Source organism: Paenibacillus sp. Y930, assembly GCF_056786375.1.
Genome location: NZ_JBXCIX010000007.1, coordinates 67,571 through 90,168, shown reverse-complemented (window position 1 = coordinate 90,168; position 22,598 = coordinate 67,571). Strand labels below are relative to the sequence as shown.

At 38.6% G+C, this 22,598-nt stretch carries 11 protein-coding genes; all 11 read left to right on the top strand.

The annotated features are described in order from the left end of the window. Nucleotides 1-123: 123 nt before the first annotated feature. The 11 genes from AC1TO5_RS18235 to AC1TO5_RS18185 all read left to right on the top strand — a co-directional run bounded on the left by AC1TO5_RS18235 (nucleotide 124) and on the right by AC1TO5_RS18185 (nucleotide 22,566). On the top strand, nucleotides 124-2,256 hold the full coding sequence (locus AC1TO5_RS18235; protein WP_482064266.1) for a DUF5693 family protein: 2,133 nt from the start codon (nucleotides 124-126) through the stop codon (nucleotides 2,254-2,256). After that, a complete protein-coding gene (gene csaB / locus AC1TO5_RS18230; protein ID WP_482064265.1) occupies nucleotides 2,217-3,353 on the top strand; it encodes a polysaccharide pyruvyl transferase CsaB in 1,137 nt (378 codons plus the stop codon). Before AC1TO5_RS18235 ends, csaB begins: the two co-directional genes overlap by 40 nt. Before the next feature lie 10 nt (nucleotides 3,354-3,363). Next, the gene (locus AC1TO5_RS18225; RefSeq protein ID WP_482064264.1) at nucleotides 3,364-4,110 is read left to right on the top strand and encodes a WecB/TagA/CpsF family glycosyltransferase; all 747 of its coding nucleotides are present in this window, start codon (nucleotides 3,364-3,366) and stop codon (nucleotides 4,108-4,110) included. Between the two features lie 211 nt (nucleotides 4,111-4,321). Continuing rightward, nucleotides 4,322-5,467, top strand: coding sequence for a glycosyltransferase family 4 protein (locus tag AC1TO5_RS18220; protein WP_482064263.1), 1,146 nt, complete (start codon nucleotides 4,322-4,324; stop codon nucleotides 5,465-5,467). Between the two features lie 272 nt (nucleotides 5,468-5,739). Further along, entirely contained in the window at nucleotides 5,740-10,026 is a 4,287-nt protein-coding gene (locus AC1TO5_RS18215) for an S-layer homology domain-containing protein (RefSeq protein WP_482064262.1), read from the top strand. Nucleotides 10,027-10,465: 439 nt separating this feature from the next. Continuing rightward, the gene (locus tag AC1TO5_RS18210; protein ID WP_482064261.1) at nucleotides 10,466-12,925 is read left to right on the top strand and encodes an S-layer homology domain-containing protein; all 2,460 of its coding nucleotides are present in this window, start codon (nucleotides 10,466-10,468) and stop codon (nucleotides 12,923-12,925) included. 156 nt (nucleotides 12,926-13,081) lie between these two features. Continuing rightward, on the top strand, nucleotides 13,082-15,526 hold the full coding sequence (locus tag AC1TO5_RS18205; RefSeq protein ID WP_482064260.1) for a hypothetical protein: 2,445 nt from the start codon (nucleotides 13,082-13,084) through the stop codon (nucleotides 15,524-15,526). 95 nt (nucleotides 15,527-15,621) lie between these two features. Then, nucleotides 15,622-16,092, top strand: a complete 471-nt coding sequence (locus tag AC1TO5_RS18200) for a hypothetical protein (protein ID WP_482064259.1) — start codon at nucleotides 15,622-15,624, stop codon at nucleotides 16,090-16,092. A 198-nt stretch (nucleotides 16,093-16,290) separates the two neighbouring features. Then, nucleotides 16,291-16,551, top strand: a complete 261-nt coding sequence (locus AC1TO5_RS18195) for an alpha/beta-type small acid-soluble spore protein (RefSeq protein WP_482064258.1) — start codon at nucleotides 16,291-16,293, stop codon at nucleotides 16,549-16,551. A gap of 186 nt (nucleotides 16,552-16,737) precedes the next feature. After that, the gene (metK, locus tag AC1TO5_RS18190; protein WP_482064257.1) at nucleotides 16,738-17,940 is read left to right on the top strand and encodes a methionine adenosyltransferase; all 1,203 of its coding nucleotides are present in this window, start codon (nucleotides 16,738-16,740) and stop codon (nucleotides 17,938-17,940) included. 180 nt (nucleotides 17,941-18,120) lie between these two features. After that, nucleotides 18,121-22,566 (top strand): Ig-like domain-containing protein, encoded by a 4,446-nt coding sequence (locus AC1TO5_RS18185; protein WP_482064256.1) that lies wholly within the window; start codon nucleotides 18,121-18,123, stop codon nucleotides 22,564-22,566. The last annotated feature ends 32 nt before the right edge of the window (nucleotides 22,567-22,598 follow it).

Genomic DNA, 22,598 nt, shown 5'->3' with positions numbered 1-22,598 from the left:
AATTAGGTTGCCATCTTTACTTACTAGTGTAAGTTCGAAAAGTCTACTTTTTGAACAACCTCTTATATAATAAGGTGGCCTATGTTTTGCTCAATGATGGTTCTGCAGAAAGAGAGGGCTTTTGTGCGCACACTATGGCAACGTTGGAGTAGACAGGCTAAGATTTGTCTATGGGTGATTACATTAATAGGCGTTATAGCAGCAATTCCACTAAGCTTTTTACGGGTTGAGATGGAGAGTTCCGCTAACACGGTTGAGTATGTATTTGATTATCGAGACTTAGAGGAAATAGCAAATTATCAATTAGACTTTACGCAATATATGGACGAGCAGCTTACTAATCTAAAAGCCGCTGGTGTTCAATCGATATCATTGTATGAAAGTTCTTTGAAGGACTTAATGCAATCAGGTCGATTAGTGTATTACTCTGAGAAAGAAATGGCTACTTTGCAAGGTGAAATACTCAATACTAATGTTAATCATACATACGTTCTTTTCAGTAGTGAGCAAGCTGCTATTGAAATTTCACCGATTATTGAACGTGAATTTGAACGTCAAGGGGTTAATGTAACAGATTATGAGTATAAAGGTAGATCGGGTCTTATTATCAATGAAGCAGTAAATGCTGCTACATTGAAAACATTAGATTTTGATCCGATGACGATCGACAAGCTGATTGATATGGGATTCCATATCGTAGCACGCTTCTCTGATCGTATTCAACCATTTGATGTGAAATGGGCAGAAGAACAGCTTGCTCGTCTGAATGAACATGGTGTTACACGTATTATTTTTGATGGCTCTAAAGCAAAAGGTGCTACGGATCAAGCTGAAATGAAAAGCTTGACGCAATATGCTGCACTTCTTGAAAAATATAATATCGGCGTAAGCATTATTGAGAATTTGAAAGCACCACAAGAAGGCTTGAATAAGCTTGCTTATGGTACAGACTATAATATTGTTCGAGTGTACTCTCTATCTGCTGAGGATAGCTTTACGATGACTACAGAAGGTATGACGGATCGCTTCTTATTAGCTGCCAAAGATCGTAACATTCGCATATTCTTCCTGAATGTTGGGATCAAATCAAACGGTAACACTGGTGTGCTTGAAAGTTCTGTTGAGAAGCTTACGAGTACACTTGCAGGCGAAGAAGGAGTAATCGCGCAGCTAGCCGCTAATGATTATCCTGGAGGTATTGCCGAAGCATTTACGTATGAAAATCCGACATGGGTGAAATATATACGGATGATTGTAGTGCTTGGTGCAATTGCGATCATTACTTTATTAATTTCAACATTCATTCCAGGCAGTCAGATTATCGTATTTCTACTAGGTCTAATCGGATCTGCTGGTCTATACGTTCTGAATGGTGCGCTATTAGAACAAGCATTAGCATTGGGCGCGGCAATTAGCGGACCGACACTAGGGGTCATCTGGATTATGAACCGCATTTATGCACGTACGATAGGTGAGCGCCGAATGGTCGGCGGCAATGAATGGACATTAGGCGGTACAACACCGATTCATGAAGGAAGCTTGGAGCAACATAAGTGGATATTCCCTGACATTGCTGCTACTCGCCGATTGGGACTTGCTTTGAATTGGTTCGTTGTGGGGACATGCATTACATTAAGTTCTGTTCCGTTAGTGTTTGGTTTGTTATACAACGTGACGTATCGATTAGTGCTTGAGCAATTCCGCGGTGTAAGTGCACTTCATATTGTTCCAATACTTTTAGTTGCGATCTATGTATTTTTATATCAAGGCAATGGTGCCAAGGGCGTTCTATCTCGACTATGGAATATTCTTGTGAAACCAATTACACTGCTATGGGTTGTTATTGCGCTTGTGTTAGCAGCTATAGGGTTATACTACTTAAGCCGTACTGGTAATAGTGGTCAAGTACCTGCAATAGAATTAATCGTTCGTCGATGGTTAGAATCGAGCGTGGGAGTACGTCCACGTTTCAAAGAGTTTATGCTGGGACATCCACCGATGTTATTAGGTCTATTCCTTGCCCTTCGTTATCGTTCTGCTTGGTTATTAATTATTGTTGGAACACTAGGTCAGTTGACGATGGTAAGTACATTTACACATATTCATACACCATTACTAATTTCTATCATTCGTACGGGATTAGGACTTGGTGTAGGTATCATCTTCGGCTTAATTCTTATCGGCATTTGGATTGTGTTGGAAGGAGCTTGGCGTAAATGGGTATGGCCTCCAATTCGACAACGTTTAGAATTGTAATTTCTGGTTATTACGGTTTTCGCAATAGTGGGGACGAAGCAGTGCTTCGTTCCATTCTGCTTGCTTTGCAGGAGCAAGGGGAGCGGGCGAACGTAACGATAGTCCCTATCGTGTTAAGTAATGATCCTGCTTCGACAACTGCAATGTATGGTGTAGAGTCTATGCCTCGAATGCATCCTGCTTCTCTATGGAAGGCCATAAAGTCAGCAGATGCATTGATAAGTGGTGGAGGAAGTTTGTTACAGGATGCAACGAGTAAGAAGACTATTCCGTATTATACTGGAGTCATTAAGCTTGCTCAGTGGTTAGGCAAACCAACCTTTATCTATGCACAAGGACTTGGACCAGTCAATTCTCGAGCAATGTTCCCTTTCATTTCTTCAGCTATGAAGAAAAGTCGTTATATTTCAGTGAGAGACGAGCAATCTGCACGGTTATTGCGTAATATTGGCGTAGTTAAACAACCGATAGAGGTAGTCCCCGACCCAGTAATGGGTATGCCACTTCCCGATCAGCAGACAAATTGGAAAGTAATAGAGCAGGACAAGCCTGTTATTGGTGTATCCGTTCGTTTCTGGCCCAGCGATCGCAAAGAACTGGATTATATTGTAGAAGCGTTAATCAAATTAATTAATGAACGTGATGTCCATATTCGCTTCTTGCCGTTCCATATGCCTGATGATGTGGAAGCATCTCGTTATGTCCATGATCTCATCGTACCTCATCTAAATGATTCAAGTACGGTAGAAATTGCTGATGTCGAGGATGATCCGCAACAGATGTTATTAGCTGTTTCACAGTGTGATGTCTTATTCGGTATGCGACTTCATGCTTTAATCTATGCGGCTAATCAACGTGTACCATTGCTTGGGTTAAGCTATGATCCGAAAATTGATCAATTTCTTGAGCGTATCGATTCGGTGCCAATTGGAACGACAGACCAGTTGGATGCTGATCAATTTACCGAGCAAATGGTGCAATTATTAGATGATAAAGCGAAGTGGAAAACAGAAAAAGAACCTTATATTTCACAACTTATTGAACAATCTCAGAAACCAGCGCAACAATTGATTGAATTTTTGCGTCAAAATATATAGAGGTGATCTTTTGACCAAGCCTATCCCGAAAGTTCCGATCTTTGGTATTCCTTTTTCAACGATGAGTAAGCAAGAAACAGTGGAGTATATAACTGACCGTATTGAAGCGAATATCCAAACCCATGTCATAACAGCCAATCCCATTATGGTAATGAGTGCTTTAGAAAAACCACAGTACAAAGAAATGATGCTTCGATCAGATCTGATTGTACCGGATGGCTCGGGAATACTATGGGCAGCAGAGCAAGGTGGCAATCCAATTCCAGAACGAGTGACCGGTATTGAGCTTATTCATGAGCTTATGACTAAGGGTGAAAAGCATCATTGGAAGGTATATTTACTTGGCACGAGTCAAGCTGTTATTGAATCGGCTGCGAAAACATTGCAGCTGCAATACCCTCAAGTTAGAATAGTCGGTTATCGTAATGGTTACTTTACTGCTGACCAGGATGCTGAAGTTGTGGCAGAAATAGCGGCACTGCAACCACAGCTACTATTTGTAGCTAGAGGTGCAGAGACGCAAGAGCCGTGGATTGTGAAATATCGTAAGCCATTAGGGGTTCCTCTTATTATGGGTGTTGGAGGAAGCTTTGACGTTATATCAGGTCAATTGAAACGGGCACCGAAATGGATGCAACGATCACGACTGGAATGGTTATTCCGCTTAATCCAAGAACCAACACGTTTACCAAGAATGATGGTTATTCCAAGATTTATGCTTAAAGTGATGCGAAATCGCGATAATATTACAAAATAATTAGGAATCGACGTTATTTCATCAAATTTCTGTCGTATTTTTAAAAAACGATAGTAGTAATTTACCTTGCTGGGGAGTATAATTCTGTTTGATGCTTGATATAAAGAACTGGCATCAAGACCTTGGATAAGTTGATGGCTACTTGCGAATGATAAGCACAACGCGATCAGCTGTTTCCACTTGTACGTATTAGAGGGGGAGAATTATTATTATGCCAATTGGAGCAGTATATGCGGTTGGTTTTGTAATTGCACTTGTAATTGCCTTGGTGATGACACCATTGGTGAAAAAGTTCGCATTTATGGTTGGAGCAATTGATAAGCCCAATCATCGAAAAGTTCATACGAGAATTATGCCACGTATGGGTGGCCTTGCTATTTATCTTGCATTTGTTGGAGCCTTTTTCTGCGTTATTGCCTTAATTCCTGAAGGCACATTGCTACCGAAAGATCTTAATCTTTTGAAAGCGATGCTTGTTGGCGGTACAATTATTATTGTAACAGGCGCACTGGATGATCGTTTTGAATTATCGGCTAAGCTTAAGCTTCTATTTCAGATTATCGCTGCCTGTGTTGTAGTATTTGGCTTCGATATTCATATTAGCTTTGTTAGCTTGCCATTCGGCGAGAATATGCAGCATTTGAAGGAATGGATCGGTATTCCAATTACAATTCTATGGATTGTAGGGGTAACGAATGCCATTAATCTTATTGATGGGCTTGATGGTCTGGCAGCAGGTGTATCAGGTATTGCAATTACTACGATACTTATTATGGCAATTATTATGGGCTTCCAGCCTGTTATTTTGATGAGTACATTATTACTTGGTGGTATTATCGGATTTTTACAATATAATTTTCATCCAGCCAAAATTTTTATGGGCGATTCAGGATCACTTTTTCTAGGCTTCTGTCTAGCGATGTTATCGATGATCTCCTTTAAGCAAATTACGCTCGTATCATTTGTTATTCCGTTACTTATTATTGGAGTACCACTGTCGGATACGTTTTTCGCAATTATTCGTCGTTTAGTGAACAGAAAACCAATCTTTGCACCTGATAAAGGTCATCTGCATCACCGTTTGCAGGATCTTGGCTTCAGCCATCGCAAAACGGTATTAATGATCTGGGGTATTGCTGCAATCTTCGGTGCAATGGCCATTATTCAATCGGCCGTTATTAAATTCAATGGAGCGAACTGGATTACATTTGCCGTCGTATGCCTAGTCATCTTCTTCCTGCAAATTGGTGCAGAAGTAATCGGCATTGTTGACAAATCAAGAAGACCAGTCATTAACCTGCTTACGAAGATGGGCTTAAAGCTAGGTAAAGTCAATGCAGAATCACGCAGCGAATAGGATAAATAACATCATAAAAATGAAAAAACGACTAAACATTTTATGTTTAGTCGTTTTTTCATTTCCTAATCCCTCAAAAAGAGTAACACTTCAGCCGATATAATAAAGTATGGAACTTTTTTGATATATTTGCGTCTAATGTTAGACAGGACATGTAAATTGTGGGAAGGAGTATTCAACGCTACAATATATTGTCACATATGTTCTGTATTCATCTGCAGTCCATATAGGAGATAAATAATAAATGAGGTTGTCAGAGAGGAGTTATTCACTTGAAAAAAATATTATCAATTGTTTTATCATTTGCATTATTAATATCAATGCTTCCAATGTACGGGTCGCCGAACAAGGTTGAAGCTGCAGGTAGCTACTTCTTGTTCCCGAATGAGAAAGATGTGAAGGCATCGGCAAGGACGGTTTCAAGTAAGTATGTTGATTTGACGGGGACTATTAATGGAATAGTAGGCTCTTCGATCAGCTACAAGGTGGAGCAAGTAACCGCAAGTAGTGATGAACCACTCAATAAAACGCAAGAAATTTCAACGGGTATTACGACTACAGGTAATAATTCGATTACAGTAAATGGTGTAGAGTTGTTTCCTGGAATTAATAAAATTACATTTAAAGGTGTTGCAGGTACTTCTCTAGTGGAAGAGTACATCTACATTCAGTATCTTGATAGCCCGATGCTGAACAATATGCAAATTCATTTTGAGAATCAAACCTATGACGTAGCAGAAAGTGGCGTAACGATGCTTTACTCTAGCGCTACTACTCCTGCAGCAACAAGTACGGTTACCATTGTTGGTAATGCTCCTAACGCAAACAGAGTAACACTTGTCGTTAATGGAGAAAGTTTTGAGTTTAATGTCAGTCAAACAGATTATAAATTTTTGGCTTCTAATATCGTTATTAAAAAAGGTATGAACACAATTAATTTCAAAGTTACAAATAGTGGACAGATTATTGAAACATCTCGTCTAGTAACGTTATACAATGGTGAAGTAACACATTATGACGAGAAAATATCTGACGGTACGAACAGCTATGATGTTAAGCTTAATGGGGAATATCACGTAAATAACACAACAGGCCTAACGCTTACAGGTAAGGCGATTATTGCTCTACCGTTATATGATGTTGCTGGTCTTCCTGCAACGCAAGACCCGTTAGTGGATTATAGTATCGACTTAACTAATAGTACAGCAGATACAACAGTGAAGGATTTAGTGTACGATGTTTTGGAGCGAAATATGTCGATAGAATTTGATGGTGCAATAACAAACCCTCAAATTACAATTGATAGCATAAGCCCTGCTATTATCGACAAAAGCTCTAAGTTTGTAACGGTGAACTACACATTTGATCTAAGTAACTTATTAGCTTTTAATACGCCAATCAAATACAAACTGAAAGCACCAAATGGAAAAAAAAATAATGTTTCAGGAGAACGTAAATTTACGTTGCTTGATGGTAACTTACCGTATATTTCAGAAGTTAATTATTTGACAGGCTTCGATCATACGATGACTACGAAGGTTGGTACATTATCAGACCGTGTAGCAGCAACGAATGATAACAGGATTAAAGCGTTAGAAGGTACGGTCATTCCTAGCAGTGGAATTGAAGTATACTCTGTTCCTATGGCGGTAGAGCTATTAATTGCTAACCATGGTGGAATATCAACAGATGTTGCTGGCTTGAACAATCGCATCAAAGTTGAAATAAACAATAAGACATATCTGTATAAAGTGATTACCGCTAAAGATGGTTCGCCGCTTAATGAAAAGATTACTAAGATAGTGGATGGTGTGTCAAAGGAGTACTTGCGCGTATTCCTGCAATTTGACAACTTGGAAAAGTCAGGAACCAACACAGTGAAGTTCAATCTTACTGCTGGCACTGGTGCTAACGCAGTTATTAGTACGAAAACTGCAATCTTCAAGCTGCAATATGGACCATATGTGAAATTTGAAAGTATCGTTGATGGAATGGCTGTCAATTATGATACGTACAAAGATAAGCCTATCGATCTTATTCAAAGATTGGGTGGTTTCTCTGGTAGAATTATGAATATCGCTAACGAAAAGGATATCCGTTATGCTGATGATACCTCAGTTACGCCTACGGCAAAAGCAACAGTATTTCTATATTTGAATAATGTTAAGCTCAACATTGGATCATTCTCTGGTGTGCCTAATTCACCTCAATTTAAACTCGATGCTGCTACTATTAATGGCGCTGGTGCCGTTACGATAACCGAGACTGATGCTAATGAGTTATTTGCTTATATGAATATGGCAGGGGAGAACACGCTGAAATTCATGTTCTATACAGATTCGTATAGCTATGAAAGTACAATTAAATTCAATGTTGTTCCAACTAATCTGCCAGTTATTCCAGCTGAAGGGACGGATGGCGTATATCCGTATTCCGTAAGTAAAGAATGGCCCCCAGTAGGCAATGATCCGAATTTCACATTTACAAATGGTATTTATACGACGAAGGAAGCAGAATTTAACGTATATGGAACATTTGATTTTATTGATTTGGGGACAGAGCCTGGTAGCGGTAATGGTTCAGTTTATGCTGGAGTGGATGACGTTCAGCCCGGAAACTATATTGTAACGATAGCGAATCCGAACTGGAAGAATGATGATCCGCTTGAGTTCGATCTTGGGAAGCATGAATTTTCAGTAGTAGATGAAAATAAAAAGAAGCTTGATATAGATGGCAACGAGTTGACAGGTGATGGATTACCATGGGTGTATAATGATGGTGTTGAAGTATTGAGCCCTGATGCTGATATTTCATTCTATTATGATAAAAAACGCCAAAGCTTCTTCTTTGATATTACTGGTCAGAAGATGCCAGAGGATGGAAGTCCATTAGTTTATGTTATTTCTGTATTTAATGCGGGTAAGGCTGGGCCTCGTGCTACGTATCGTCTAGAGGTCAATCCGATCTCGATCCCGTATACGATCAAGTCTCCAGTAACGGAAGAACGTATTTTGAATCAAAACTTTGTGGAATTCATTATTAACTCTCCAGGTGCTGAATCTGTTATCGTTAATAAAGTGAAAGCAGAAAAAGTAGTGTTCTTAGATTACAATAAGACAGCAGATTCAAGAGTGAATGCATTCAAAGCAGTTATTACTGACTTGAAGCCGAATAAAGATACGAAAATATCGTTCACCATTACTAGAGGCGATACGACAATAACGGATACGATTACAGTTAAGTATGTGCCTACGAATATACCAGGTGCACAATATATGGAGACGATGAAAAATTCACATAAAGTCTTCAATAATAGTTTAACGCTAACGTTCCCGAAAAGTACAAATCTTATCCGTTCTAAGTTCTATGAGACGGATGATCACGCAACGCAAGTGTTTAATGGTCATAAACTAATATTCGCCATTGCCAACTCCGAGGATGGAATTGTAGATCGTCATATGTATGATGGTCAAGCACCTAACTATACGGCAGAAAGCAAATCAACCGGTTATCTATGGGTGAAAACAGGATTTGAAGATATTGCTAACCGTTATATTAAAGCAAGTCCGATGTACTGGATTGATGCTGGACTAGCTGATGACCCTGTTACAACGAATAAGTTTGATCCGATTACAGGGGGGCTTGACCCATTCCCGTTCCCTGACATTGAAGGGGATTATCATGAAAACTTTGCAAGCCGTCATTTACAATATGATCGTGAGTTATTACCAAGTAATGTTGGTTCATTAACAATGACGTATGACAATAGTATTGTTGCTAGTGCAGGAACTACAATTACAGTGTTCCGTTTTGATCCAGTAGAATTATCATGGGAAAATGTTGGTGGAGTAGTAGACACGAAGAAAGGTACAATTACAGTGCCATTTACTAAGTTCGGCTACTATGTTGTAGCTAAGCTAACGCGCAGCTACAATGACATTATCGATCACAGTTATGCTCGTGAAGCGATGGAAGCGATCTATGCTAAAGGGGTTATGAACGCTTTCCAACCTGTATCACAATTCGGTGGAGATCGTTATGTGACTCGTGGTGAGTTCACGCGTATGATTGTTAGAGCGCTTGATCTGCCATTGAATTATGATGGACAAAAACACTTTACGTATTATCCAGAGACGATGACCAATGCTAGTAACCCGGAAGCAATCTACGATTATCGTTATATCGAGACGGCAGCGCGTGCGGGTATTGTTAATGGTACGCGACCAGGCTTCTTCGATGAAGATGGGCAGCTGACAAGACAGGATGCAGCCGTTATTCTTGCAAGAGCGCTAGAATTGAAACTGGAGACGAGCTCAACGAAAGCGAAGGCTCAGCTAGATAAAGCGTTCAAGGATGGAGGCAACTTCGACTTCTATGCTATTCCATCTGTATTAGCAATTCAGAAGAAGGGCTTCATTATTGGGAAGCCGATTAGTACAGCAGATCCGAAGGCTGGATATATGTACGATCCGAAGGCTAGAATGCTTCGTAGTGATGCGGCAATTATTATGACTCGTGTCATGACTGATCTGAAGAAGCTACCAACCCTCTACAATTAAGCTACGAACAATAAACGGTACGGATCAATCCGTACCGTTTATTGTTTCCGATGGTAAAACTTTGGTATCGACTTCAAATCTAGTACAAGCTATACTAGTATATAGATGATTGAATCAACAATTTCCATATTTATGATTTCGCGTTTATTGAAAAAAAGATATATAGTTTACGCAACTTTTTCTTAGCCCATACGTCTATATATATGTAAAGATGAGTTGGGGCGATGAAAAGTGGTCATTTCGGAAATATTTGGAATGTATTTTTAATTTACTCTTTACGGTGTGGGTACAACAATGTATAATGTTATAGTGATACTCATATTCTAGCAGTACTCTCTCATTAGTTTACAAGTTTCTACAACATGTTACTTATCAAGTCGTGTTAGTAGACATTATTTTATAATTACGTGCTCTACTCTAGGAAGGGGGTGAATTGGCTATGAGTAAAACGAGCCATTTATTATCAAAACAAAACTCTCAACAACCGAAGCAATTTAGAGGAGGAGAAAAAAAGGTTATGAAAAAAAGTTTATCATTATTAGTTGCGATTGCCATGGTATTCTCCATGTTCGCAACACTAGTATCTGCAGCTGAAACAAAAACTGCAGGTGAGAAATTACAAGGTTATGGTATTATTAAAGGTACTTCTGAAGGTCTTGCTGAGGATGCAGAATGGGTACGTCAAGACGTAACAGTTCTACTTTCTCGTCTACTTCAAGTAGAAGAGAAAGCTGCAGCTACTGCAAACACTCACGGTTTCACTGATTTAGATTCTAAGTTCTACAATGGTTATGTATCTTGGGCGAAAGCTGAAGGATACTTCACTGGCGAAAAAGAAACTGTATTCGGTGTTAACAATCCGATTACTAACCAACAATTTGCTGCTGTACTACTTCGCGTATTAGGCGTTACTGACGTTCCTTATGCTGAGTCTTTAGCAAAAGCTGTTGAATTGAAATTAGTATCTGCTGATCTAGTAGCAGGTGACAACGCTATTCGTGGCGGAATCTACACTGCACTAGTAACTGCTCTTGATTTCGAAATCAACGGTAAAAAACTAGGTACTATTCTAGGTCTTGCTGATTACCAAATCACTGATCTTGCTCTAGTATCTACAAAAGCAGTTGTTAAATCTGCTGTTATCCTTGAGTTCAACGAAGATGTTAAATCTGTTGAAGAAGCAACAGTCGTTGATGCTGATGGTAACGAACATCTAGTTGATCAAATCACTACAAAAGGTAAGAAAGCTACTGTTGCTCTAAGTGACAATCTTTCTTCTGGTAAAACATACACAATTACATTGACTAACGCTGTTGGTGTCGAAGCTACTGCTCTTGCAACTGCAACTGCTGAATTCAAATACCAAGCAACTACTCCGGTATCTGTAGAGTTCGCTGCAACTACAATTGCTGTAGGTGCTGACAACCTTAAAGTAATTGTTAAAGATGCTAACGGTGATGACATCACTGCTAATCACAGTGACTTTACTGTTGAATCAAGTAACGCTTCAGTAGTTAACGGATTTGAAGCTGGTCCTACTACAGGTACTGCGATCGTTAATGTTATTCTAGCTGTTGATGATGAAACTAACATCGAAACTGGTAATGCAATCATTACTGTTAAAGAAGCTCTATCTCTTAACATTACAGATGTATCTCTTACAGGTAACGCTTCTGATAACAACCTAGAAGTAAATGCTAAAGATACAGGTGATATCGTATTTACTGCTGAAGACCAAGATAATAATAAAACTGCATCATCTGCTATTATTGGAAGTGATGATGTAAACTTTAAATCTCTTAACCCTTCACGTCTAGTTGTTGATGCTACTACAGGTGCATTTACTGCAGTTCAAGCTGGTACTGCTTCTGTGAAAATCACAGCTAAAATTGGCGGTTCTGAAACATCTAAAACTGTAGTTGTAACAATTAAAGATGAGGCTGTATTTAGCTCAATTTCTGTAGACCAATCTTCTGTTAAAATCGTTAACCGTAGCGCTGGTGCTGCTGGAACTGAAATTGAATATGCAGTTGGAGTAAAAACACTTGACCAATTTGGTAAAGAAATCGTAGTGCCAGGTGCTGTAATTACTGCAGATGCTCCTGTCAATAACTTAACTGTTGTTGATCCAATAGCAGTTGGTTTTGGAGCAGGTGATTCCAAAACTACTGTAAAACTTGTAGACCCTTCATCACCTGTGGTACAAAAAAATGGTACTGTTACTGTTAAAATTGTAGTTAAATCTGCTGACGGTAAAAAGTCATTCACTAAATCAGTTTCTGTATCTCGCGTAGATCAAAATGGTGAAGCTGGATATGTAGCTGAAATTAACAATGCTACAATCGAAGTTAACCCTGCTTCAACTGGAAATACTAAAGCTGATAAAGATATGTCAAAAACAGCGAACATTACTGTTTATGCTAAAGACAAAAATGGTAACAAATTTGGTATCGTAACTGCTAATGCTACGTTTGAGGCTAAAGACGGTAAAGATAATGTTGCAACTATTGATGCTAACGGTGAAATTACTGCGGTAGAAGCGGGTACTGAAGTATTTAACGTTATTATTGAAACTGCTAAAGTAGCAACTGTAACTGTTAAAGTAGTTGATACTAAACCAACTCTTACAACTGTATCTCAAGCTAAAACAACTATTACTGTAACTGGTACTGCAAGCAACCTTCAAGATCAATTGTTTGGTACTGATGGTAAAGGTAACGCTCTTGTAGGTTACGATCAATACGGTGCTAAAATTGTTGTTCCAGCTGGAGACTATGACTTTGTTTCTTCTAACAAAGATGTAGTTAATGCTGCAGGTGCTTTCGTAGGCGAAGGTAAAGCGACTGTAACTGTTCTAATCAAAGATAAATTCTTCGTAGTTAACGTTAGTATTAAGTAATTAACCTAATCTACATTACGATTGAATAATCGGGAAAGGCCCTAATCATTCTTAGAATGATTAGGGTTTTTTCTTCTTTAATATATTATTTGCATTATAGTGCAACTTTATACATAGCTTAAGCGTTTAATATATAGATTACTAAGGAGGGAAACTATGTCTATATTAACGATGAGGAATACAAAAGTAATGAAATTTTTATTAGTGATTACTTTGATTTTAAGTTTAAATATAAGTCAAGTAATGCATGTCTCAACAGCTTCGCAATCTAAAGTTTCATTAATGAGTAATGTTAGTGCAGAATTATTTGATGTAGAATATTTGATTCAAGAAAACGGTAAGTTAGTTACATTCACGTTAGAAATTCAAAATAATTCAAGTAAAAGCTTGCCGCTTATTGATTATTGGGCAAAAATCAAAACGTCTAAAAAATCATATATTACAAAGTTGATTGAGACGGATAAAACAAAAGAATTAGTTCCTGTTAATTCAACACAATATTTGACGTTCTATGCTCAAGTTGAAAAAAATGTATCGATTTCTGATTTATACATAGATATTATTAAATGGGATTTTGATGTGTCTAGCTATGAGTCAAAGCTAGGTACATTGACAACTAATAGTTTTGGCAATGTAGCATATAAAGCCAAGAAGAGTATTACTATTAATAATCAAAAACTTGATTTGTCGATGACAGATTACAAGATGTATCGTGATGATAAATATGGTTACATTAATATAGCTTTAACCATGACTAATAAATCTTCCATCTCGCAAAACTTGGAAGGTGTAAGCTATCAATTGGTTGCAGGTGGTTCTAAAGTATACTCAGTTGATCCCGTATATACTGAAGTAACGTTAAAAGCGAATGAGACAAAACAATTAATAGTAACTGCAACGGTTCCAATCGAAGACTTGAAAAAATCATTAGAATTACAGGCTTATTATAGTAAAGAGACAGTGATTGTGCCTTTAATTACTATGAATTTTCCTAAATTGGAAGATACAATTGCACTGACTATTGATAAATCTCGATTAATATCTATTAATGGTAACGAGATTCAATTCAATGCGAATAAAAGCTCAGTTGCTACTAATGAAAATCGTACAGAATTTAAGACTACTGTAACTTTGTTAAATAAAGAGTCTGCGCAATTTGAAGTGAACAATATTAATTATTATGTGAAGACTAAAGAGGGGTATTTATATCCGCTCACAATAGCAGCAGATGCTAAAGTAACCTTATTACCAGGAATTAAGAAAGATGTTGAAATATCTGGACAAATACCGAATGCAGGAGTAATTTCAACTAGTCAATTAGTTATTTTCTACGAGAATGAAACATCGACAGCAAAGAGTTTCTTAGGCAATTTCAAGATTGTAATGAAAGGCGACGATCTACCCGATTCATCGAATGCTGGATCTAAAAAGGTTACTTATAGTGGTTTGACGATCGAGCAAGTATCGTTGCAACGTACGCCTAACGATATGAATGACCTCTTAATTGCTGAGTATCTTGTTACGAATACAAGTAAATTGGCTAAAGGTAAGTTAGATTTGGCTGGTCAATTCATTCTCGATGGTGTGAAATTGAAAGAAACGGCAACAACATTTTTGGATATGGATGGATTATTAGCTATTGCGCCAGGGGCAAGCTATCGTGTATTAGCTTATACGAAAATTCCTTACACGCAAGATGTCAAAACATACAAATTTGGCATGACGGATATTACAGATCCAGAAAATAAAAAACAAATTCATACATTTGCTGAAAGCATTTTGCAAAATGCTCAATTACTAGGCGTTAATCAATCGTATTCTATTGCAACGGTAGGTCAACGTGCAACTGTAGACGTCATAAACTCACAATTGTATGAAGGAGTAGGAAGCAACCTTTTGTATACACAAGTAGAATATACAAACAATGAGAAACGTGCAGTAGTTCCAGGTTCACTTACAGGATATCTGTCTAATGCTACGGGAGATATTATTGATTTATCATTTGCGGAGTCTAAAAATAAGCTTCTGCCAGGTGCAACAATGACGTTGTCAGCTTGGTCTGTTATTCCGAAAAACTTTGAGGATAAGAAAGTAGAAATTCACTTTGGCGAGGCAATCACTTTAGGTGAAGATAGTGCAGTCGCAATGTTAAGTCCGGTGTATGCTGCTCATACATTCAAACCAAGCGTTGTGAAGGATAGCTTTACTGATCTTTCAGTGATGAATTATTTAATTGATCTTGAATATTTCAACGTATTATATGGTTCATCGGATGAATTCGAGATGGATACATTAGAACTCTATTTTGATTATAGTATGAAGCTGAATGAAAATGTTACGAGTTATCCGAAAGAGCATCAATTATTAGTTGAGTTTGAAGATCCAACTGCACCGAAAATTGTATTCTCTAAACTGTTCACATTAGGTGGTGAGGATAAAGACGAGAATAAGTTTGTTCTCGGTAATGGCAGAGAAGTTAAGTTGAGCTTTACAAGTAAATTAGTTACGAACAAAAATATTAAAGAATACAATGTTAATGTGTATGATGTAGTTGATGGATATAAACATAAAATTGCAACTAAAACATTAATATTGAACTAATGTAGTTATTAGTTCAATTGGTGAAAATACTAGTCATAACTCTCTTAATCTAGTATCTTATTAATAGAGTACTTGTTAAGAGAGGAATGAATAGGATGAGTAAGTTGAAATGGTTAGGTGCATCTGCAATTATTGCTGTTGGTATCATTGGCGGCTCATTAATTGGAAATACATTATCTGTTGGCACTAGCTCAGTAACTCCTGGGACTGTAACAGATCCAGTCGTTACGAAAAGCTATGTAGACGAGCAAATCGCTAAGTTGTCTGGAGATGGCTCCACAGGCGGGGCAACAGCTACATTAGAAGTGGTTACTGTTCCTGCTGATCGCATCCTGATGGTTAATGCAGGAAGTGAAATCGTTATTCGTACTGGTAAAGCTGTAGCTTACAGCTCCGATAGTAATGGGATCTCCGATGTAACTGCAGGCATTGATATTAAGAGCGGCGTAGCGGTTCCAGCAAACCATGAGATATGGTTCCCAAGGGATGGACGAGGTATTCAAGCAGCAGCAGGCACTACAGGCTCGCTAACGGTCCTTGTTAAAGGTTCTTATTATTTGCAATAATGCTATATAATCAATCATTAGAAAAACCTTATCTTACTTACCGTGAGATAAGGTTTTTTGATTTGTTCACTTCCCAATCACGCTAATAAGTGCAACGGAGTAAAAATAAGGGATGTTTAGTAATGTTTCATCAGTGTAGCGATTGGCTAATCACGACATAATATGAAAGTAATTATTTTATCATATGGAGGGTTTTCAATGGCAAAACGTAGTTGTGTAGTACCAGAATGTAAGGCAGCTTTGAATGCAATGAAGTATGAAATAGCGGCAGAACTAGGTATAGTAGGCGCTGCGAACACTGATTTTAACTCGGAATTTGCCGATGAACTTGGCAGTGGTTCGCAAAGTGCAGGTGGAATTGACTGGTCTACCATGTCAACAAGAAATGTAGGGTATATTGGTGGTTCAATTACGAAGCGTTTGATCCAACATGCGGAGCAAGTACTCGGACCACGCTAAAGTAAATCCGCTACGTAAATTACAATTAGAAAAATTTACTTGCATTGACATAAAGGCTAATTTTCTGTATTATTTTATTTTAGAAGTATTGTATTACAACCTTTTCCTTAGGGGAAAGGTTCATTTTTTGTGTATCATGTATATTCTTATATATTCATATAGTTAGCAAATGGGAGGTTGATACGGATGTCGGTAAAAGGACGCCATTTATTCACATCAGAATCAGTAACGGAAGGTCATCCAGATAAGATTTGTGACCAAATTTCTGATGCGGTTCTAGATGCATTTTTGGAAGCTGATCCTAATGCGCGTGTTGCATGTGAGGTTGCAGTTGCTACAGGTTTAGTACTTGTTATAGGGGAAATTAGTAGTAGTGCAGACTTTATTGATATTTCATCTATTGCTCGTCGTACGATTAAGGATATTGGTTACACTCGTGCGAAGTATGGTTTTGACTCCGCGACAAGTGCAGTATTGGTTTCTCTTAATGAACAGTCTGCTGACATCGCTCAAGGGGTTAATGCTGCCCTTGAATCTCGTGATGGTAAGGATGTTAAGCAAGAGAATGAAGATATTGGTGCAGGTGACCAAGGCCTAATGTTTGGTTTTGCAACGAATGAAACTCCAGAGCTTATGCCGCTACCTATCGCATTGTCACACCGTATCGCTCGTCGTTTGGCTGAAGTGCGTAAAAATGATACATTGGATTACCTTCGCCCAGATGGTAAAACTCAAGTAACGATTGAGTACGAAGATGGTAAACCACTACGTGTAGATACCATTGTTGTTTCTACGCAGCACGCTGAAGAAGCAACGCTTGAGCAGATTCAAGCGGATATTATGGAGCATGTTATTAAGCCAGTTGTTGCTCCGGAATGGCTTGATGCAGAAACAAAATACTTTATTAATCCAACAGGTCGTTTTGTAATCGGCGGACCTCAAGGTGATGCTGGTCTTACAGGACGTAAAATTATTGTAGATACTTACGGTGGTTACGCCAGACATGGCGGTGGTGCTTTCTCTGGTAAAGATCCTACGAAAGTAGACCGTTCCGCAGCATATGCAGCTCGTTATGTAGCTAAAAACATCGTTGCAGCAGGACTTGCTGATAAATGTGAAATTCAATTAGCTTATGCTATTGGTGTGGCTCAACCCGTATCGATCAGTGTAGATACTTACGGTACAGGCAATGTTGCTGAAGAAAAGCTAGTTGATGTTATTCGCAAAAACTTTGATCTTCGCCCAGCAGGCATTATCAAAATGCTTGATCTTCGTCGTCCAATCTATTCTCAAACAGCTGCTTATGGTCACTTTGGCCGTACAGATGTTGATTTACCTTGGGAACGCGTTGACAAAGCAGAGCTATTGCGCAAAGATGCATTAGCATAAATATAATATTTACGAATGCAGAAACTTTTAAACCATAATTTACGTCTATATTGATGTAAATTATGGTTTTTTTGTTTAGGTAAAAAGAATCAAATCCGCTTTCTTATGAAGATTCTCTTCATTTTGACCCCTAGAAAGCCGACAAATACTATACGAGTGTATTATTAAGGAGTGAATGAAATGCAGGCGAAAAAGAGACTGTCGTTAGTCGTTGCAATTATTTTATCATTACAATTAGTTCTTCCTATATGGAGTAATTCCAATGAGGTAAGTGCGGCAACAGCGGGCCCGAGTATGGTTAGTTTAAGTCCAGCTAACAATACTAGTAATGTGCCAATTAGTGGAGTATTCAAGGTCACATTTGATGAAAACATTGTAAAAAGTGACTTAACTAAAAAAGTTCAGATCTATAATTATAATACGAATGACCTTGTTAAGGAATATCCGATGAATGATTCGAAAATATCGGTATCTTATAATGTACTAACGATTGATGCAAAGGCAGTTACATTAGATAAAAGTGTAGAGTACTATATTCTAATTGAAGCTGGTGCAGTAGCGAATGTGTCTAATGGCGCGCTATTTAGTGGAATTTCTAATGCGACAGTATGGAACTTTCGCACGGCCGCAACGGATGCGGTAGATAGAGATAGACCGATTGTTTTAACGAATGAACTCGTTGGATTATGTGCTACGAATGTTACGACATGTACACCAACTATTTCAATAACAGGTTCACTTCAGTTCGTATTCGATGAAGATATATATGTGTCAGGCGGTAATATTGTATTATCGAGTAGCGGAGAAAATCGCCCAATCTCGGTTCTTTCTAACGAGGTGCAAGGCAGTGGCTCGAATAAAATTACACTTACTCCATCGACACCATTTATGCCATCGACTACATATACGATCACGATCGCTAATAATAGCATTGTTGATGGAGCAGGAAACTACTATGCGGGTGGATCATGGAAGTTCACGACTCAAGCAAGTCCAGTTCAGTTAATCGGGCAGGATCCAACGCCAGGTCAATCGCTGAATGGGGCAATTAACAAGCTAGTGTTGAATTTCGATCAAGGGGTTCAAGGTAGCTCCAATAAGAAGCTTACTATACGTAGAGTAAGTGATAATGTAGCGGTATTTGAGAAAACGACAAAGGACAGTAGTTTTGTATACTCCAATGGGAATAGAACAGTAACGGTGAATACAGGAAATACTATTGCCAACAACTCAAGCTATTATGTAACGATAGAATCAGGAGCGTTTTCACTATCCAATAATGCATCGGCCATCTATTATGGGATTCACAGTGCAACAGATTGGGTGTTTTCAACTGGCTACGGAACAGATACAAGACGACCGTCATTTACGATATCTCCGGCACGAGCTAGCACTACGGCAAGTACAAAAGAGAAAATCGCCCTAACTTTTGATGAAAATGTATATGTTAATAGTGGCAATATAGAAATTCGTGAGTTTAATTCAGGAGCGTTATATCGCTCTATCCCTGTGACTTCGACTCGTGTTACAGGTAGTGGTAGTAAAGTGATTACGATCGATCCGCATATGGCCGTAACTGCGAATCGGGAAGAAGTGAAAAGCTTCTCACTTGGAATGAAGTATTATGTTACGTTTAGTGACGCTGCATTTATCGATGTGGCTGGTAATCGTTTTTCCAAACAATCATCCTACAATTACTATTACTTCCAGGTAGCTACAACATCGGCGGTTACGCCACAGATTCAATCGATTTCGCCGAGTAACGGTACAACTACTGTATCTTTTGATAGTAATATAGCCCAATTCAAAGCAACGTTTGATAAATCAATTATCGTTGATAGCTATGGTTTGAATAGTGTAAGTTTTATTCCGGTAGTGAAAAGCAATGCTACGATTTCAGGTACGCTAGAGTATGATCCGAAAAATGCTAAAGGTGTCATTATTAAACCGAGCTCAGATTTTCTGAAAAACACAGAGTACTACATTAATATTTCAGATAATGCAATTATGGATGTCAACGGCAATTATTTTGTAGGTATTCAGAATGAGTATCAATGGAAATTTAGAACATTAGGCGGGGATACTACACCTCCCGTTATTTCCAAGGTAGAGGTTAGCGGTAACACAATTCGCCTTGTATATAATAGACTTCTGAATGAGGGATTAAAGCCGTCCGTTGCGAGCTTCTACGCAACGGCAAATGATAAGGCAAGAAATATAAGTAGTATTTCGATCGAAGGTAATGTTGTATTTGTTAAATTAGTAAGTAATGTCTCGGCGTCAGAGAAGGTGTCACTATCGTATACGAAAGCTACTACCGGATTGATTCAGGACTTGTCAGGTAATCAAGCGGCAAGCTTCTCCAACTTGAATGTGACGAATGGTTTCACTGAAAATAAACCAACAGTGAAAAGTAGTAGTTACTCAGGCTCTAAAGTTAATCTAACGTTTAGTGAAACGCTTAATAGCATTCACTCGCTTGCATATACGCAATTTACAGTGACGGTGGATGGTAAAGTTTCTCCAATTAGCAGTATGACGCAATCAGGCAGTAATGTATCGTTTACGTTGAATCAATCGATCCCAGCGAAAGCGAGAATTGTTGTAAGTTATACAGCAGGCTTCTATCCGCTTACGGGAACAGCTAATGGTGCTGTAGCGACATTTAGTCATACGGTGGGAACAACAACGGGTACAGGTACGGGCACGAACACTACAGGTGCACCCGTAATTCAATATATTTCATTAAGCGGTAATCAGCTATTCTTGCAATATGATGAACCAATCAAATCTTCAACGAAGCCAGGGACATACCAGTATGCTGTGCTTGTCAATGGTAAAGCAACGAAGGTAACAACTGTTACCGTTAATAATGATACTATTATTTTGACGGTAAGTCCGAAGCCGGAAAGCTCACTACCGATCACGGTGACATACTCTGGAACGTCATCAACGGCATTGGATGAGGATTACAACCCAGCAGCATCATTTAATAAAATGTTGGTAACTGAAGGCAATGATAATGGCAATACTTCTAGTGTTATCATTCAAGGTGCAGTACTGAAGGGTGATGTGTTAACACTTAATTTCTCAGGAAATCTTGATAAAACATCTGTGCCGACAGCGGATCAATTTTCAGTTCGCATTTCGAATAATTCGCGAGTAATTAGCAATATTAACATTAATGGTTCACAAGTAATTATGAAGCTATCAACATCTGCAAAGGTTGGTGAGTCTGCAACGGTATCTTACTTCAGCCAAAATGATATGCTGCAGAGTTCGAGTGGTGTTACAGTTAATGGATTTTCCAATATGGTAGTAGCTAATCAGACAACAATAATCGATTCATTATCCGATGATTTTGCGTCTGTTCCAAATGGTGTATTATTGAAAACATCTGCGAGTTCAATGAGCAATGATGTTTCTCCAGGTGGATCTAGAGCAACAAATTATACGATTACAACGGACAAATTGGTAACAGTAATAACAACACTTGCAGCAGCAGAGATGAAAACTGCTAATATTGTGTTTGAAGTTCCAACAACACAAAAAGCAGCAATTGTCTCCTACTCGCTTGCGGCGTTACAAGCAGCGGGGAAAAATGGTGACTTTACGCTCGTTATTAACTACGGCGATCTAAGTTATTCGGTACCAATCAGCTCGATTGATTTGAATAAAGCAGCAAGACAATCAGGCGGCAGCGCTGTTACTAACTATTTACGCGTTGCATTTGAAGAAGGTAGTTCATCGGCAACAACATCGTTAGAGACAGCTATTAATCGCAGCTCAGCAACGATTGTTACAGGTCCATTCGTTTATGAATTGAAAATTGTGAATGGTTCTACTACTGAGGATGCAGTTATTACAGGTAATATTACACGTACAGTTCAATCTTCAGCAAATATAACGTACAACAATACAACAGCTGTATACTATGATGAAGGTATTTCTGCTATTTCGGCAGTACCAACAATATTTAGCAAAGACAATGGTTCAACGACAATTACATTCAAGCGTCCAGGTAATAGCGTATATGCGATTGTGAAAAGTAATAAGACGTTTACGGATACGACGTCACATTGGGCACATAATTCAATTACCATTATGGCGCGTAAATTTGTAATAGAAGGTCATTCCACTACAAAATTCAATCCACAAGCAAGTATTACACGTGGTGAATTTGCTACGTATATTGCGAAGGGGTTAGGCTTAAGCACGAATAAGGCTGCAGCGAAGAAATTCAAGGATGTTAATAGTGACACGGTTATGGGTGGCTATATCGGTGCTGCTGTAGATGCGGGAATCGTATCTGGTGTGTCTAGCACTTCGTTCGCTCCTAATAGTTACATCACTAGACAGGATATGGCGTTGATGATGGTTCGCGCGGCTAGCTACGGAGGACTTTCTACGACACTAACAAGCTCAGTAGATTCAATCTTAAATGGTTATAGCGATAAGTCACAGTTAAGCTCATATGCGAAGCCAGGGGTTGCTACGGCGATCAACCTAGGCATCATTAGCGGTACAACAACGACGAAGCTATCACCTAAGCAAAACGCAACTCGTGCTGAAGGTACGCTTATGATTATGCGTCTACTGAAAAAGACCGATTCACTACAATATTAATAAGGCTTTGTTGGCCACTAACTTGCGTGATG